A 13,909-nucleotide genomic window follows, 5' to 3' on the forward strand; every position below is an offset into this window, starting at 1 on the left:
ACTCCTTACCCTTCTATGTTCTACGACTGCTGGCGGAAGCTACGATTACCGCCAGGGTCAGGATAATAGCGCCGGCAATGCCGGTGGCGCCCAGGATTTCGCCCAGGATCAACCACGCCAGCAGGGCCACGAACAGGGGCTCCAGGGTGACAATAATGCTCGACAGCGTGGCCGGTGTGTTTTTCATCCCGGTAAAGAAACACACATACCCCAGGCAGGTGGGGACAACTCCAATATAGGTCACCATCAGCCAGTCTTTAAGTTCCAGGCTGGCCAGGTCTGCAAATCCACCGCTTAACCACACCACCGGCAGCAGCAGAAGCGCGGCCACCAGGAAACAGACAAACGCCGTGGTGAATACTGGTGTACCGGCGGAGTTGTAGCGGCTGGTCATGTTGAACCCGGTGTAGACGATGGCGGCCAGCAAGGCCGTCAGAATGCCTGCCAGCCGGAGGGCGCCGGCGGTTTCAATATCACTGGCCACCAGCATGCCGGTACCGGCAATGGCTGCCACCAGTGCGATTACGGTGACCAGTCTGGGCTTTTCCCCCAGCAATGGGGCGGCCAGTATCGCCACCAGCACCGGCGGCAGGCACAGGGAAATCAGCGTGGCGATGCCGGCGCCGATCATGTCCACCGCCATCAGGTAACTGCCCTGGTAGAAGGCCTGGAACAGGCCCAGGCTGGCAAGCACCAGCAGGCCTTTGGACGTCAGCGAGGGCCACAGGCGTTTTGGCCCGCTGGCGCTGGCGGAGGCCTGGTCCAGCTCCCGCTTCATCAGCAGCCAGAAGAACGGCAGTGCCACCACCAGCCGTAACAGGCCCAGGGTCAGGGGTTGCAGGTCGGTAGCGGCAAACAGGAATTTGGCGACAATGCTGGTGGTGGCCCACAGCAAGGCGGCAAAGGCAATGAGCAGGGCGCCGCGAATCATTCCACGACCAGTACAATCAGTTCCCGGGGGCCGTGGACCCCGTAAGCCAGTGTTTGCTCGATGTCCGCGGTCTTGGAAGGCCCGGATACCAGCAGGGCGTTGGTGGGCATGCCATGGCTCCACTGCTGCGCGGCCATGGCCTCCCGCAGGGTGCCAAAAAGCTCTGAGGCTTTCAGCAGGGCAACGTGGATGGGCGGCACCAGGCTGGTGAGCCGGGGTTCTTCCGCCGTGGGCCAGAGGATCAGGGAGCCGGTCTCGGCGATGCCTCCCCGGGTGGTGGTCAGGCCCGCATCCACGTCGTTGAACAGGTGTTGCTGCCAGTTTTCCACCGGCTCGTCGTAGACCAGGATGTCCGGCAGCTCCTGCGTCGAGGCGCGCAGGGTGGCCAGAGGTTCGGCACCGCTGCCCACCAGCATGCGCGACACCCGTCGATCCGACAGTAATCCGGACAGGGTCGCCACCCAGTCGCCACCCCGGCAGTTATGGATCTCCCCGTGCACCGGCTCCATGGCACTGCGGAAACGGGCCAGCTTGTCCCCGGTGCTCCAGTCGGGGCGCTCCATGGCCGTGAAGTCGCGTTCCGGCGTTGGCAGCTGGTCGCCGGTCCGGTTGCGCAGGCGTTGCAGGATCGTGTCCCGGGCGCTCATGAGCGGCGATCCTTCACCTGCTGGTGCAGGGTGCGGGCAGCGAGTTTCGGGGCACTGCGGTATTGCGTCCAGGCCCCCAGCCGGTCGGGCTGGAGGGCTCGCAGATGGCTGGCTGCGGCAGTGCCCAGGCGATAGGCCGCCGGGTGGGCGTGCACCCATTGCCAGGTTTTCCAGGCCAGGGCTTCTGCTGTACTGCGTTTGGCACCATGGCCCCGGACCACCGACGGATGCAGCCGATCACCATCTACCGATTCCCGGCGCAGCCGTACCAGCAAATCCGGTATCGGGATCTTCACCGGGCAGACTTCGCCGCAGGCGCCGCACAGGCTCGAAGCGCTGGGCAGGTGGCGGCCTTCATCCAGACCGATCAGGTGAGGCATCAGAATCTTGCCAATGGGCCCGGGATAGGTGGTGCCATAGGCATGGCCGCCGACACGGGTATACACCGGGCAGTGGTTCATGCAGGCGCCGCAGCGGATGCAGCGCAGGGTGTCTATCAGCTCGTCATCCTGGTAGATGCCGGAGCGGCCATTGTCCACCAGTACCACGTGCACCTCTTCCGGACCGTCCAGTTCCTCGCCCCGGCGGGGGCCGGAGATCATGTTGAAATAGGTGGTGATGTGCTGGCCGGTGGCGGAGCGGGTCAGCAGGGCCAGCAGGGCGGACATGTCAGCCAGCGTGGGCACCACTTTCTCGATACCGGTCACCGCGATGTGGCAGGGCGGTACCGTGGTGGTCATGCGACCGTTGCCCTCGTTTTCCACCAGACACAGTGTACCGGTTTCCGCCACCGCGAAGTTGACCCCGGAAATGCCCACATCCGCGTTCATGAACTTTTCCCGCAACTGCTGGCGGGCGCTGGCGGTGAGGTACTCCACGTCGGTGGAGCGCTCGGTGCCGGTGCGGTCATGCATCAGCTCGGAAATCTCGCCGGTGTTCTTGTGGATGGCCGGCATGATGATGTGAGAGGGCGTTTCCCCGGCCAGCTGGACAAGGTACTCACCCAGGTCGGATTCCAGGGCGTCGATACCATGCTGTTCCAGGTGGTGGTTGAGATGCATTTCCTCGCTCACCATGGACTTGCCCTTGATCACACTGTGGGCGTCCCGTGCCCGGCAGATGTCGGTGACAATGCGACAGGCCTCGTCGCCATCCAGTGCCCAGTGCACGCGAATGCCGTTGGCCGTGAGCCTTGCTTCCAGTTGTTCGAGCAGGTCAGGCAGGTGTGCCAGGGCATTCTGGCGCACACTGGCACCCAGCGTTCGCAGTGCTTCCAGGTCCCAGCCTTCAAAGGCTGTCCGGCGCTTGCCCATCAGGCCATCCATGGCGCTGCGAAAGTTCTGGCGGATCTGCGGATCGGCGAGCGCGGCACGGGCGCGGGGGTGGAATTCCCGTACATCCACGGTATCGGAGGCCTTCTGCTCGTTCATTGGCTACCTCCTTCGTCATGGGACGTGCGGTCCCAGAGGAAACTGAGGATGTGCTGGCCCTCCAGGGGAGCGTCCTGTTTTTCCGCATAACCGGCGATGTTCATCAGGCAGCCGCAGTCGGTGGTGACAAACTCGCGCGCCCCGGTGTCGGTGAGTGTCGACACTTTCTCGGAGACCATGGCGCCGGAGATTTCCGGGTGGCGTACCGCAAAGGTGCCGCCGAAGCCGCAGCATTCTTCGGCCCGGGCCTGTTCCACCAGGGTGACATTGTCCAGTTGCGACAGCAGCGCCGGGCCGGTGCCGCCAAGCCCCAGTTCACGCCGCGCCGAGCAGGAGGTGTGCATGGCAACGGTGACTGGCTTGCCCAGGTCCTGCAGGCGGATATGGCAGACATTGAGCAGGAAATCCGTCAGTTCCCAGACCCGGTCAGCGACTCCGATGGCTCGCTCCTGGTCGTCGGTGTCCCGGAACAGTTGTGGGTAGTGCTGTCGCATCATGCCGCCGCAGGAACCGGAGGGGACCACAATGGGGTAATCCTGCGGAAACAGTGACAATTGCCGCCGTGCTACTGCCCGGGCCTCGTCGTGGTAGCCGGACGTATAGGCAGGCTGACCGCAGCAGGTCTGTTCCTGGGGGAAAATGACCTCGATACCTTCCCGCTCCAGCAGGCGTATGCCCGCCATGCCGGCTTCCGGGTAGAACAGGTCCACCAGGCAGGTGCCGTAGAAATAGACCTTGTCGGGCCTGGTCGGGTACAGCTTCAGGGTGTCGGCCATGTCTGCAGATCTGAGGGTGAATCGTTGATAACAACGATAGGGGCAGCCGTGGTCTGTGTCCAGACGACTTTTGGCTCAGGTCGATGGCTGGCGGGTGCCGGGGAAGGTTCTGACGGGGTTCGGAAACGCAAAAAAAGCCCCGCCATCCGGCGGGGCATAAAGCTCAGCGGGTGGTGATGCGGTCGGCGTTTTTCTCCACCGTGACATCACCAATGCCTCGCACCCGGGTGAGATCGCCCTCGGATTCGAATGGGCCATTGGTATCGCGGTCAGCGATAATGGCCAGTGCCTTGGTTTCGCCAATGCCGTCCAGCCGGGTCAGCTCCGTCGCCGTGGCAGTATTGATATTGACCACCTGGGCCTGGGCTTCGGCAGGTTCCTCGGCCCACGCTGGCGCCTGCATGGCGAAAAGGCTGAATATCAGTATCAGTGAGGCAAAAAGTTGTTTCGTCTGTTTCATGATTCGCACTATCTCGGTTTGTGATGGTTTGGTTCTGAATGCCGGAGCGACCGACCGCGACCACCGGATGGCGTTCCCGCGCAGACTCCCGGGCATCATCACGGAACCGCGACAAACCACCACATAAAGGTTGCCAACCATGTACAACGAACCAGGGATGCCTGTTCTGACCGGTCAGGCCCTGAGGGAAAGTTGGTGCAAACGCGGGTAAATGAAGGCGAAAACGGGGGAAGAAAAAGACGGGCCCACGGCTGGGGCCACAGTCCGTGTGACCCTTGTCCGCGACCAGACCCGATGCCGGTTCCTTCGGCACTGCCCGACTCCCTGGGCGACAATACCTGTCGTCAATCCCTTGAGCATCCATGCTCCGCTGGCCGTCCTGGCCGGCGGTAAGCGATTCCCTGCCCGATCCGCTGCTACACTCCCTGCAGTAGCCCTCACTCCTTGACTACGCTTTCCCTACGCTCAGTCAGTTCCGTTGCATTCCGTTGGTGACTTCCGTGTACAGGAGCCATTCTACGGATTGACGGTTGCCGGGAAATCAGACATTGCAGCCAGGGCGTGTAGGATAAAGCTTACAGGTTTGTAAGCATCGGTCCGGTGTGCCTTTGGTGGCCTGAAAGAGTGACGTCAGAAGTAAAAATAATCATTTAAAAACAATAATATAGGATATTTTTTTGTGGTGTTTTGAGGGCGTGGGACCTGCGTCACGTTCTGGCAGATACGTGTGCTGGTTCGGCTCCGAACCGCATGGGGGTATTCAATCGAAGGGTCTTGAGCATTTCATCATTTACCCCCATGCTGATTAATGAAGACATATCGTTAATGTCAGGATGGTTCAGGTAAAGGAGATTCCCATGAGTGAGCAACAAACAGCCCTGCTGCTGGTCGATATCCAGAATGACTTCTGCGAGGGTGGCGCGCTGGCGGTTCCGGACAGCGAGTCCATCTTCAGCACGGTCAATCACTGGATCACTCTGGCGCAGGAGCGTGGCTGGCCTGTTGTCGCCACCCGTGACTGGCATCCGTTGGAGCACTGCAGCTTTGAGTCCCGTGGTGGCCCCTGGCCGGAGCATTGCGTGCAGGATACCCATGGTGCTGACTTCCATCCGCACATGTTGCTGCCACCAGATACTGTTCGGGTAAGCAAGGGTACCGCCTTCGAAACCGATGCCTACTCGGCCTTCGACGGCACAGAGCTGGATAAGTATCTGAACCGCCACAATATACAGAAGCTGGTAGTGGCGGGCCTGGCACTGGATGTTTGCGTGCAGGCCACGGTTCGTGATGCCCGCAAGCTGGGGTTCGAGGTGGATCTTCTGGTCGATGGTACGCGGGCTGTTGATCGCGACGAAGGCAGCAAAGTGCTGGAATCGCTCGCGGGCGGAGGCGTCAATCTGGTCCGGGACTGATGACTCCCGGGCTGACCGGTATGTGATATATCCCGATTCATTTCTCCGAGGAGCGATTTAATGGCAGAGCCATCACTGATGCTCAGGGAACAGGATTTGCCCCTGCTTGTTGATCTGTACGAACTGGCCATGGCCCAGGCCTACTGGCGATTTGGCATGGATGATGATGCGGTTTTCAGCCTGTTTTTCCGCAAGCTGCCTGAACACCGCAATTTCGTCCTGGCCTGTGGCCAGCAGCAGGTGGCTCGGGTGATTGAGTCCTTGCGGTTCACGGATGAACACATCCGTCGTCTTGAGGACTTGAACCGATTTGAAAGCGGGTTCCTTGACTGGCTCAGGCAATGGCGCTTCACCGGATCGGTCAGGGCGGTGCCGGAGGGTACACCGTTGTTCCCGCAGGAACCGCTGCTGGAAATCCGTGCGCCGGTGGCCGAGGCACAGATGCTGGAAAGCCTGGTCATGAACTATGTGCATCTGGAGTCGACCCTGGCCTCCAAGGCAGTACGCCTTGTGCTGGCGGCAGACGGTCGCCCGGTGGTGGACTTTGGCATGCGCCGCATGCACGGGCTGGATGCCGCCTGGCGTGGCGTTCGTGCCTATCGTGTCGCCGGCCTGTCAGGTACCAGCAATATTCAGGCAGGCACTGACTTCGGACTTCCGGTCAAGGGCACCATGGCCCACAGTTTTGTGCAGGCCTGTGAGGATGAAATGGCCGCCTTCCGCATGTATGCGGAACTGTACCCGGGGACCACGCTGCTGGTGGATACCTACGATACCCGGGGTGCGGTCAGGAATATTGCCCGCTGGCTGAAGGACAATCCGGATGTGGATATCGGCGGTATCCGCCTGGACTCCGGCGACCTTGGGGAGGAAGCCCGGGACTGTCGCCAGATACTGGATGAAGCGGGCCTCGACCACATTCGCATCATGGCCAGCGGGGGGCTGGACGAATACCAGATTGAATCATTGGTGGCCGCCGGTGCCCCCATCGATGGGTTCGGGGTGGGCACTGCGATCGGCGTGGCCAATGATGCCCCGGCCATTGAGCTGGCCTACAAGCTTACCGCCTACCAGGGCGAACCACGCATGAAGAAGTCCACCGGCAAGCGTTCCTGGCCCTGTCCGAAACAGGTGTTCCGTCGGTTCGGCGGGGATGGTCGCATGCAGGGTGACCTGATTGTGGAAGCCAGTGAAGAAGGGGAAGGTACCCCGCTACTGCAGCCGTTGATGGCGGATGGCCGGTTGCTGAGGGATGCTATTGCACCGCTGGAGGATCAGGTCCGCTACACCCGTGAGGCGGTGGCGTCCCTTCCGGATCAACAGAAACAACTGGCACTGGCTGATCAGGCTTACCCCGTCCGCTTGAGCGAGTCGCTGGAAGAGAAGCAGGCACAGGCCCTGGAGAGGATTGCTCAACTGCAGGAATGGCATTACCAGGATCAGGACTGACGGAAGGGCAGGGCGTTCAGGGCGGCTTCCCGGTAGGCCGCCACGTCCTCGGCTTCCTCCTCGCAGAAGTTTGCCACGGCCTCCCGGAAGCCGGGATGGGCCACACTGTGCCAGGAGTGGGTGGTCACGGGCTCGAAGCCCCGCACCAGCTTGTGCTCGCCCTGAGCCCCGGCGTCGAACCGCGACAGGCCCTCGTGGATGGCCAGGTCGATGCCCTGATAGTAGCAGGTCTCGAAATGCAGATGGTTGTAGTCCTCCAGGCAGCCCCAGTAGCGCCCGAAAAGGGTTGTCTCGCTCAGGATGAACAGCGCCGAGGCAATCCGCTGGCCCTCGCGGACCGCGGTGATGATTCGTAGCCGGTTCCCCAGGTGGCGGGCCAGCCGTATGAAGAAATCCCGGTTCAGGTAGGGGGGCATGCCACGCTTGAGGTAGGTGGCGTTGTAGAACAGGAAGAAGTCGTCCAGCACCACATCGGGCAGGTTGTCGCCGGCCCAGTGTTCGAAAGTGATGCCCTGTTCCTCCACCTGGCGACGTTCCCGCTTGATGGACTTGCGTTTGCGGGAGGTAAGCTGCGCCAGGAAATCGTCGAAGCTGTTGAAGTCCCGGTTGAACCAGTGGAACTGGCATCCCTCTCGGTGCAGGGCATCAGGATGGGCAAGCAGTGCCTGGTCGGCGGCGTCGGGAAACAGCAGGTGCCAGGAATGCGCGGCCTGTTGCGCCATCAGGCGGTCCAGGGCCTGGTGGATCTGCTCCGGGTCGAGATCGGCCCGTGCCGGGTCAGCAAGCATTAGTCGCGGCCCCTGGCAGGGCGTGAATGGAACGGTTATCACCAGCTTCGGGTAGTAGGGCAGCCCGTGGCGCTGCCAGGCATCGGCCCAGGCCCAGTCGAATACGTATTCGCCCATGGAATGGCTCTTGAGATAGGCCGGTGCCACGCCGATCCAGTGGCCGTCCAGATAGAACCTGAGGTGACAGGGCTGCCATCCGGTATCCGCAGACACCGAGCCGCTGGCCTCCAGAGCTTCCAGAAAGTCATAGCCGACCAGTGGGTTGCCGGTGCCGGCAAAGCGGTTCCAGTCATCGCGGCCAATGGCGGAAATGGCATCCACCGTCAGGATATCTAGCCCGGAAGAGGCAGGTTGTTCTGTCATAAGTCGTCCACGAAAGTGACCGCGCGGAGCTGGCGGTGGTGAAATGTCATTGCCACTACTCTACGACAGAAGCGGCGGGCTGATCACTCCCCATCAGTATTTTCGCACGGTCCTTCAAGCTTCCCGGGCGCCCGGGGAATCTACTCCTGTCAGACGGTGGTAAAAAATCCGTAAATGCCCGGTGGGGGCTGCGCTGCGGCTTGGCAGGGTGATATGGTTTGCTGGAGGAGTGTTTGATGCAGAACCGGATTTTACTGGTAGAAGACGATGAAGAGCTGCGCACCCTGCTGGCCCGCTATCTGACCGGGCAGGGGTTCGAGGTGCGTGAAGCGGAGAGTGGTGGCGATGGCCTTGCCCTGGCCGCCGAGGGGATGACTGACATTGTGGTGCTGGACATCATGCTGCCCGACATGTCCGGCCTGGATGTGCTGCGGGAGCTGCGCGCCCGTAATCACCTGCCGGTGCTGCTACTGACCGCCCGGGGTGATGAAACCGACCGTATCGTGGGTTTCGAGGTGGGTGCCGACGATTATATCCCCAAGCCCTGCAACCCGCGGGAACTGGTGGCCCGCATACAGGCGGTGCTGCGGCGGGTGGCCTGGGATCATCAGACGGACGTGCAGGCTGACCGGGTATTCGGCGACCTGCGGGTGGAGCCGGAACAGCGCCGGGTTCTTCTGCGGGGCGACCCCGTCGATCTTACCGCTACCGAATACGAGGTGCTGCAGGTGCTGCTGGCCCATGCCGGCAGTGTGGTTCGCAAGACCGACCTGATGCAGTGGGCCCTGGGGCGGCGCCTGGCAGCCTACGACCGCACCCTGGACATGCACATCAGCAACCTGCGCCGCAAGCTGGGCCCGGAGGATCCCTCCCGCATTGAAACCGTGCGCGGGCTGGGTTACAGCTACCGGGTGACGGAAACTGATGTCACGGCAACTGACTGACCTCCAGGAGTTTTCTTGAACATCAATGGCAAGCGCCCCTTCATGTTTCCGCTGTTCTGGCGGATCTTCCTGCTGATCTGGCTGGCGCTGGCGTCGGCCGTGGTGCTCAGCAACCTGGTGACCCGGGAGCTGCTGGACCGGGAGCGGGAAGCTATCGAGGATCTGGAGAGCCTTCGTGATGTCGCCATTGAGGCCGTCCGCCTGGAGCAGGGTGAGGACCGTGGCGCGTTCTGGCGCTACCTTCGGTCCAAGGGTGAGGAACTGGACCTGCACCTGATGCTGGTGGATGTGGACGAGGCCCAGAGCGAGCTGCCGGACTCGGTGCGGGAACGCATGCGCGCCTGGTACCACCGAAAACCCGCGGTGATAGAAGTAAGCGAAAACCAGCGCCTGGTGGCCTGGCCCCGGTCGAGCCGTGAAGGGCGTATTTCCCCGGGGGTGGCCCGGGCGCTGGAGCTGTCCCTGGGGGTCATCCTGCTGACCTTTGCCTGCTGGTGGATTGCCCGGCTGGTGTCGCGGCCATTGCGACACATGGAAAGTACTGCCCAGGCCATCGCCGGCGGCGACCTGAGCCTGCGGGTCAACGACCGTATTGCCCGCCGCCGGGACGAAATCGGACTGACGGCCCGGGCCTTCAATGCCATGACCGAGCGCCTGTGCGAACTGCTGGACCGGCAGAAGCAGCTGATGCGGGATATTTCCCATGATCTGCGTACGCCCCTGGCCCGCCAGCGGGTGGCTATCGAGCTGGCAGCGGACAGTGGCATCGAGACGGAATTGCTGGCCAGCATTCAGCGCCAGAATGAACGCCTGGAGGAGATGACCGGCCAGATCCTCACCCTCTACCGGGTGTCCAGCGGCGGCGGTGACGGTCTTGAGCGGGAGCCGGTGCAGATCGTTCATGCCATCAACGATGTGCTCCGTGACGCCGCCGACTATGCGGAACACCGCCGTGTGGACTGTCACTTCGAGGCCGACCCGGACTGCCAGCAGGTCACGGTGCTGGCCAGTGGTGAGCTGTTGCGCCGGGGGCTCGATAACATTATTCAGAACGCCCTTGATTACACCCCGCCGGGCAAGGCCGTGACGGTCAGGCTGACGCGGGAAGGTGATCAGCTTTATTGCACCATCACCGACCAGGGTCCCGGGGCGCCGGACGATATGCTGCCCCACCTGTTCGAGCCCTTCTACCGCGCTGACCGGGCCCGCAGTGGCAAGGGCTGGGGCCTGGGGCTCGCCATTGCCAGTGATATCATCGCCTCCCATGATGGTCGTATCGAGGCCCGTAATGTGGCCGGGGGTGGCCTGCAGATCCGGCTCTGGCTGCCGGTGTTCACTGGCCCCGATGATCCCGGCCTTGGTGAAAGCTATTCACGGAGCCGTTCATGAGCCAGGGATACCCCATACCGGCAGGCTTCCTGGAAAAGGAAACCGAGGTCCGCAAGAGTCGTTTCATCGCCCGGGTCGCCCCGGTGCATGCCCGGGAGCAGGTCAAGGCTCTGGTGCAGCAGGCCTGGCAGGAGCATCCCGATGCCCGCCATGTGTGTTGGGCCTACCAGATCGGCACGCCTGGCTCGGCAGCGGAGGCCGCCATGAATGACGACGGCGAGCCCTCGGGCACGGCGGGCAAGCCCATCCTCAATGTTATCCAGCACAAAGACATGGGCGATGTGGCGGTGATCGTGATCCGCTACTTTGGTGGTATCAAGCTGGGGGCCGGGGGGCTGGTGCGAGCCTATGCCGGCGCCGCGGAATCGGTCCTTTCCGCCGTGGAGCGGGAGGTAAACCAGCCCATGGAGCAGGTGGTGGTCACGCTTCCGTTTGCTCTTGAACAGCCCCTGCGGCACTGGTGCGAACAGCATGAGGCGACGCCGGCGGAAACGGTGTACGGTGAAGGCGTCACCATGACGGTGCACCTGCCGGAACCGGCGGTGGATTCCCTGGTCTCGTTTTGTGAGGCCAATCAGCTGGATTACCATTACGATACGGTGACCGGGTGAGCCAAACCAGCCCGGAGCAATGACCGTAAAACAGAAACAAAGGACGTACTTCTGAACCGGAGGTCTATTATGGATCGCTCAATGCCGCGCATGGCCCTGCTGCTTGTCGCCCTGGCCGTCCTGATGACGGGCTGCGCATCCAATGTGGTCACCGATTACGACGCCGGCGCTTCCTATGACAGCTACCAGACCTGGGCGTTTGGCCCCAGCGAGGACAATCGCTACACCACTCTGGACAGTTCCCGTGTGGAGGCTGCTGTCAGCCGCGAGCTTGAGGCCAAGGCGCTGACCCGGACCGACGCCGGGTCCGCAGACCTTCTGGTCAGTTATCAGATTGATGACGTGGAACGGCTGGATACCTCCGGGTTTTCCTACGGTTTTGGCCTGGGGCGCGGAAACTTTGGCTGGGGCATCTCCACGGCACCCCCGGTGCGGGAAGTGCAGGAAGGCCAGTTGATCATTGACCTGGTGGATACCTCGACCGACAAGGTAGTGTGGCGCGGCACCAGCAAGCGTTACCTGAACCAGAACCAGTCCCCGGAAACCCGCCAGAAGCTGATCAATGAGGTGGTCGCCGACATGTTCAGCCGTTATCCTCCCGAGTGAATCAGCGGATTACAGGAGATGATGTGAAAAAACGCGGAACCGGCGGCCTGGTATTTTCCACCGAGCAGGGCCGCATGTGCCCGGAATGCCGCAACCCTCTGGACCAGTGCACCTGCAAGGCGCAGCCAGAACCGGCTGGTGATGGTGTAGTGCGGGTCAGCCGTGAGACCAAGGGCCGCAAAGGCAAGGGAGTTACCCTGGTAACCGGCATTCCGCTGGCGGGCAAGGAACTCAAGGACTTCGCCAAGAAGCTCAAGGCCAAATGCGGCACCGGCGGCACCGTCAAGGACAATGTGGTGGAGATCCAGGGCGACCAGCGGGACATTCTGGTCCCGATCCTGCAGGAACAGGGCTGGACAGTGAAACGGGCCGGCGGATAATACTGGCCGGGCTCAGCAGCTTCTCGCACAGACTTTTCTCTCAGGGCTTTGTTGATTGGTCAGGGTATTCGCAACCCTGGTCGGGCTCTGTACTTCCAGAACAGACAGGGGATCGGATATGCACGTACTGGTGATGGGCGCCGGTGTTGTTGGTGTGACCACCGCATGGTATCTGAAACAGGCTGGCCACGACGTGACCGTGGTGGATCGTCAGCCCCGCGCGGGGACCGAGACCAGCTACGCCAACGGCGGCCAGATCTCCGTGTCCCATGCCGAACCCTGGGCCAATCCGTCGGCGCCGCTGAAGGTGCTGAAGTGGCTGAATCAGCCCGACGCACCCTTGCTGTTCAGGCTGAAGCTGGACCCGGCCCAGTGGATCTGGGGCCTGAAGTTCCTGACCCAGTGCACCTCGAAGCGTGCGGCCTGGAACATCCGTCAGATGGTCAATCTGGGCATATACAGCCGCAGTCAGCTACAGGCCCTGAGAAGCGAGTTGGTGCTGGACTATGATCACCTGGAGAAGGGCATCCTGCACTTCTACACCAGCGAGAAGGAATTCGATGCCGCCCGCGAGCCTACCCGCATCATGCAGGACCTGGGCTGCGACCGGCAGATTATCGGTGCTGACAGGGCGCTGGAACTGGAACCGGCCCTGAAGCCCATCGCCAACCGTATTGCCGGGGCCACGTTCACTCAGGAAGATGAATCCGGCGATGCCCGCAAGTTCACCCAGGAGCTGGCAAAGAAGGCGGAGAAAGCCGGGGTGGAATTCTTCTATGACACCGAGGTGGTCGGCTTCGAGAATACCCGTGACAGTGTTCAGGGCGTTGGTGTCATTGGCCCGGATGGCTGCCATCGCACCTTGCGCATGGATAGCTATGTGCTGAGCCTGGGCAGCTATAGCGCCCACTTCGCCCGCAAGCTGGGTTTCTTCCTCAATATCTATCCGGCCAAGGGCTATTCCATTACCGCGCCGGTGAAAAACGAGGAGGCGGCATTCCAGGTAAGCCTGACGGATGATGAGTACAAGCTGGTTTATTCACGCCTGGGTAATCGCTTACGGATTGCCGGTACCGCCGAGCTGGCCGGTTATGACCGGGATCTCAATCTGGTCCGGTGCAACGCTATTGTGCGCCGGGCCGCGGAGATCATGCCGGAGGGAGCCTACTGGGATCAGTGCGAATTCTGGACCGGCCTGCGGCCTGCCACGCCCTCGAACGTTCCCTATGTCGGCAAGAGTCCATTAAATAATCTGTACCTGAATACCGGACACGGGACCCTGGGGTGGACCCACTCCTGTGGGTCTGCTGCCTCGCTTGCCGATATCGTTTCGGGCCGGAAACCAGAGTTGGACTTCGACTTTACTGGCCTGTAATCACTGCTCCCAGGGCTGCCCCCGGGTTTCCTCCGAACGTTCCACATTCAAATGCATGGCCGCCTTGGCCAGGAAGTTGGCGCTGACCGGTGCCGTCAGGAACAGAAACGCCGTAATCAGTATCTCGGTAATGGCAATTTCGCCGGTCGACAGCGTGAAGTACAGCATTGAGGCAATGACCACGCTGCCCACACCCAGGGTTGTGGCCTTGGTGGGGCCATGCAGGCGGGCGTAGAAGTCCGGTAACCGGACCAGGCCGATGGCGCCGACCAGTGTGAAGAAGCCGCCAGCCAACAGCAGCAGGCTGACAATCCATTCGGCGACGGGATGCAATGAACCCATGGTGCG

The 13,909-nt window shown here is 61.9% G+C and carries 15 protein-coding genes; 8 read left to right on the plus strand and 7 right to left on the minus strand.

Features of this window, described 5'->3' with window-relative positions; all coding sequences use genetic code 11:
- Nucleotides 1–13 precede the first annotated feature (13 nt).
- The 5 genes from IE079_RS15375 to IE079_RS18990 form a co-directional block, all read right to left on the minus strand.
- A complete protein-coding gene (locus tag IE079_RS15375) occupies nucleotides 14–931 on the minus strand; it encodes a DMT family transporter (protein ID WP_189577672.1) in 918 nt (305 codons plus the stop codon).
- Entirely contained in the window at nucleotides 928–1,578 is a 651-nt protein-coding gene (locus IE079_RS15380) for a LutC/YkgG family protein (protein WP_189577673.1), read from the minus strand. Before IE079_RS15380 ends, IE079_RS15375 begins: the two co-directional genes overlap by 4 nt.
- Complete coding sequence (locus IE079_RS15385) at nucleotides 1,575–3,008, minus strand: LutB/LldF family L-lactate oxidation iron-sulfur protein (RefSeq protein WP_189577674.1); 1,434 nt, start codon at nucleotides 3,006–3,008, stop codon at nucleotides 1,575–1,577. Before IE079_RS15385 ends, IE079_RS15380 begins: the two co-directional genes overlap by 4 nt.
- The gene (locus IE079_RS15390) at nucleotides 3,005–3,784 is read right to left on the minus strand and encodes a (Fe-S)-binding protein (protein WP_189577675.1); all 780 of its coding nucleotides are present in this window, start codon (nucleotides 3,782–3,784) and stop codon (nucleotides 3,005–3,007) included. Before IE079_RS15390 ends, IE079_RS15385 begins: the two co-directional genes overlap by 4 nt.
- A 163-nt stretch (nucleotides 3,785–3,947) precedes the next feature.
- Nucleotides 3,948–4,244: a ComEA family DNA-binding protein gene (locus tag IE079_RS18990; RefSeq protein ID WP_189577676.1), complete on the minus strand. Its 297-nt coding sequence runs from the start codon at nucleotides 4,242–4,244 to the stop codon at nucleotides 3,948–3,950.
- A gap of 857 nt (nucleotides 4,245–5,101) precedes the next feature.
- On the opposite strand from IE079_RS18990, the gene IE079_RS15400 reads away from it, so the two are divergent.
- A complete protein-coding gene (locus IE079_RS15400; RefSeq protein ID WP_189577677.1) occupies nucleotides 5,102–5,656 on the plus strand; it encodes an isochorismatase family protein in 555 nt (184 codons plus the stop codon).
- 60 nt (nucleotides 5,657–5,716) lie between these two features.
- Nucleotides 5,717–7,105 (plus strand): nicotinate phosphoribosyltransferase, encoded by a 1,389-nt coding sequence (locus tag IE079_RS15405; protein ID WP_227712537.1) that lies wholly within the window; start codon nucleotides 5,717–5,719, stop codon nucleotides 7,103–7,105.
- Here IE079_RS15405 and IE079_RS15410 read toward each other — a convergent pair.
- Entirely contained in the window at nucleotides 7,096–8,256 is a 1,161-nt protein-coding gene (locus IE079_RS15410) for a GNAT family N-acetyltransferase (protein WP_189577678.1), read from the minus strand. The two genes, IE079_RS15405 and IE079_RS15410, sit on opposite strands and share 10 nt — an antisense overlap.
- Nucleotides 8,257–8,492: 236 nt before the next feature.
- On the opposite strand from IE079_RS15410, the gene IE079_RS15415 reads away from it, so the two are divergent.
- From IE079_RS15415 to IE079_RS15440, 6 genes are all read left to right on the plus strand, one after another.
- Complete coding sequence (locus IE079_RS15415) at nucleotides 8,493–9,200, plus strand: response regulator transcription factor (RefSeq protein ID WP_189577679.1); 708 nt, start codon at nucleotides 8,493–8,495, stop codon at nucleotides 9,198–9,200.
- Nucleotides 9,201–9,215: 15 nt separating this feature from the next.
- Nucleotides 9,216–10,589, plus strand: coding sequence for a sensor histidine kinase (locus IE079_RS15420; protein WP_227712538.1), 1,374 nt, complete (start codon nucleotides 9,216–9,218; stop codon nucleotides 10,587–10,589).
- On the plus strand, nucleotides 10,586–11,200 hold the full coding sequence (locus IE079_RS15425; RefSeq protein WP_189577680.1) for an IMPACT family protein: 615 nt from the start codon (nucleotides 10,586–10,588) through the stop codon (nucleotides 11,198–11,200). Before IE079_RS15420 ends, IE079_RS15425 begins: the two co-directional genes overlap by 4 nt.
- 69 nt (nucleotides 11,201–11,269) lie before the next feature.
- Complete coding sequence (locus IE079_RS15430) at nucleotides 11,270–11,806, plus strand: DUF4136 domain-containing protein (protein ID WP_227712539.1); 537 nt, start codon at nucleotides 11,270–11,272, stop codon at nucleotides 11,804–11,806.
- A gap of 23 nt (nucleotides 11,807–11,829) precedes the next feature.
- Complete coding sequence (locus IE079_RS15435; protein WP_189577681.1) at nucleotides 11,830–12,186, plus strand: translation initiation factor Sui1; 357 nt, start codon at nucleotides 11,830–11,832, stop codon at nucleotides 12,184–12,186.
- Nucleotides 12,187–12,304: 118 nt separating this feature from the next.
- The gene (locus tag IE079_RS15440) at nucleotides 12,305–13,561 is read left to right on the plus strand and encodes a D-amino acid dehydrogenase (protein ID WP_189577682.1); all 1,257 of its coding nucleotides are present in this window, start codon (nucleotides 12,305–12,307) and stop codon (nucleotides 13,559–13,561) included.
- On the opposite strand, the gene IE079_RS15445 is transcribed toward IE079_RS15440, so the two are convergent.
- A complete protein-coding gene (locus IE079_RS15445) occupies nucleotides 13,562–13,903 on the minus strand; it encodes a Na+/H+ antiporter subunit G (protein WP_227712540.1) in 342 nt (113 codons plus the stop codon).
- Nucleotides 13,904–13,909 lie beyond the last annotated feature (6 nt).

Origin of the sequence: Marinobacter zhanjiangensis (assembly GCF_014651935.1) — a bacterium.
GTDB classification, from domain to species: domain Bacteria; phylum Pseudomonadota; class Gammaproteobacteria; order Pseudomonadales; family Oleiphilaceae; genus Marinobacter; species Marinobacter zhanjiangensis.

Excerpts from the sequence above, each read along its gene's own strand:
- IE079_RS15375 (WP_189577672.1), bottom strand. The coding sequence starts at position 931 with ATGATTCGCGGCGCCCTGCTCATTGCCTTTGCCGCCTTGCTGTGGGCC.
- IE079_RS15380 (WP_189577673.1), bottom strand. The coding sequence starts at position 1,578 with ATGAGCGCCCGGGACACGATCCTGCAACGCCTGCGCAACCGGACCGGC.
- IE079_RS15385 (WP_189577674.1), bottom strand. The coding sequence starts at position 3,008 with ATGAACGAGCAGAAGGCCTCCGATACCGTGGATGTACGGGAATTCCAC.
- IE079_RS15390 (WP_189577675.1), bottom strand. The coding sequence starts at position 3,784 with ATGGCCGACACCCTGAAGCTGTACCCGACCAGGCCCGACAAGGTCTAT.
- IE079_RS18990 (WP_189577676.1), bottom strand. The coding sequence starts at position 4,244 with ATGAAACAGACGAAACAACTTTTTGCCTCACTGATACTGATATTCAGC.
- IE079_RS15400 (WP_189577677.1), top strand. The coding sequence starts at position 5,102 with ATGAGTGAGCAACAAACAGCCCTGCTGCTGGTCGATATCCAGAATGAC.
- IE079_RS15405 (WP_227712537.1), top strand. The coding sequence starts at position 5,717 with ATGGCAGAGCCATCACTGATGCTCAGGGAACAGGATTTGCCCCTGCTT.
- IE079_RS15410 (WP_189577678.1), bottom strand. The coding sequence starts at position 8,256 with ATGACAGAACAACCTGCCTCTTCCGGGCTAGATATCCTGACGGTGGAT.
- IE079_RS15415 (WP_189577679.1), top strand. The coding sequence starts at position 8,493 with ATGCAGAACCGGATTTTACTGGTAGAAGACGATGAAGAGCTGCGCACC.
- IE079_RS15425 (WP_189577680.1), top strand. The coding sequence starts at position 10,586 with ATGAGCCAGGGATACCCCATACCGGCAGGCTTCCTGGAAAAGGAAACC.
- IE079_RS15430 (WP_227712539.1), top strand. The coding sequence starts at position 11,270 with ATGGATCGCTCAATGCCGCGCATGGCCCTGCTGCTTGTCGCCCTGGCC.
- IE079_RS15440 (WP_189577682.1), top strand. The coding sequence starts at position 12,305 with ATGCACGTACTGGTGATGGGCGCCGGTGTTGTTGGTGTGACCACCGCA.
- IE079_RS15445 (WP_227712540.1), bottom strand. The coding sequence starts at position 13,903 with ATGGGTTCATTGCATCCCGTCGCCGAATGGATTGTCAGCCTGCTGCTG.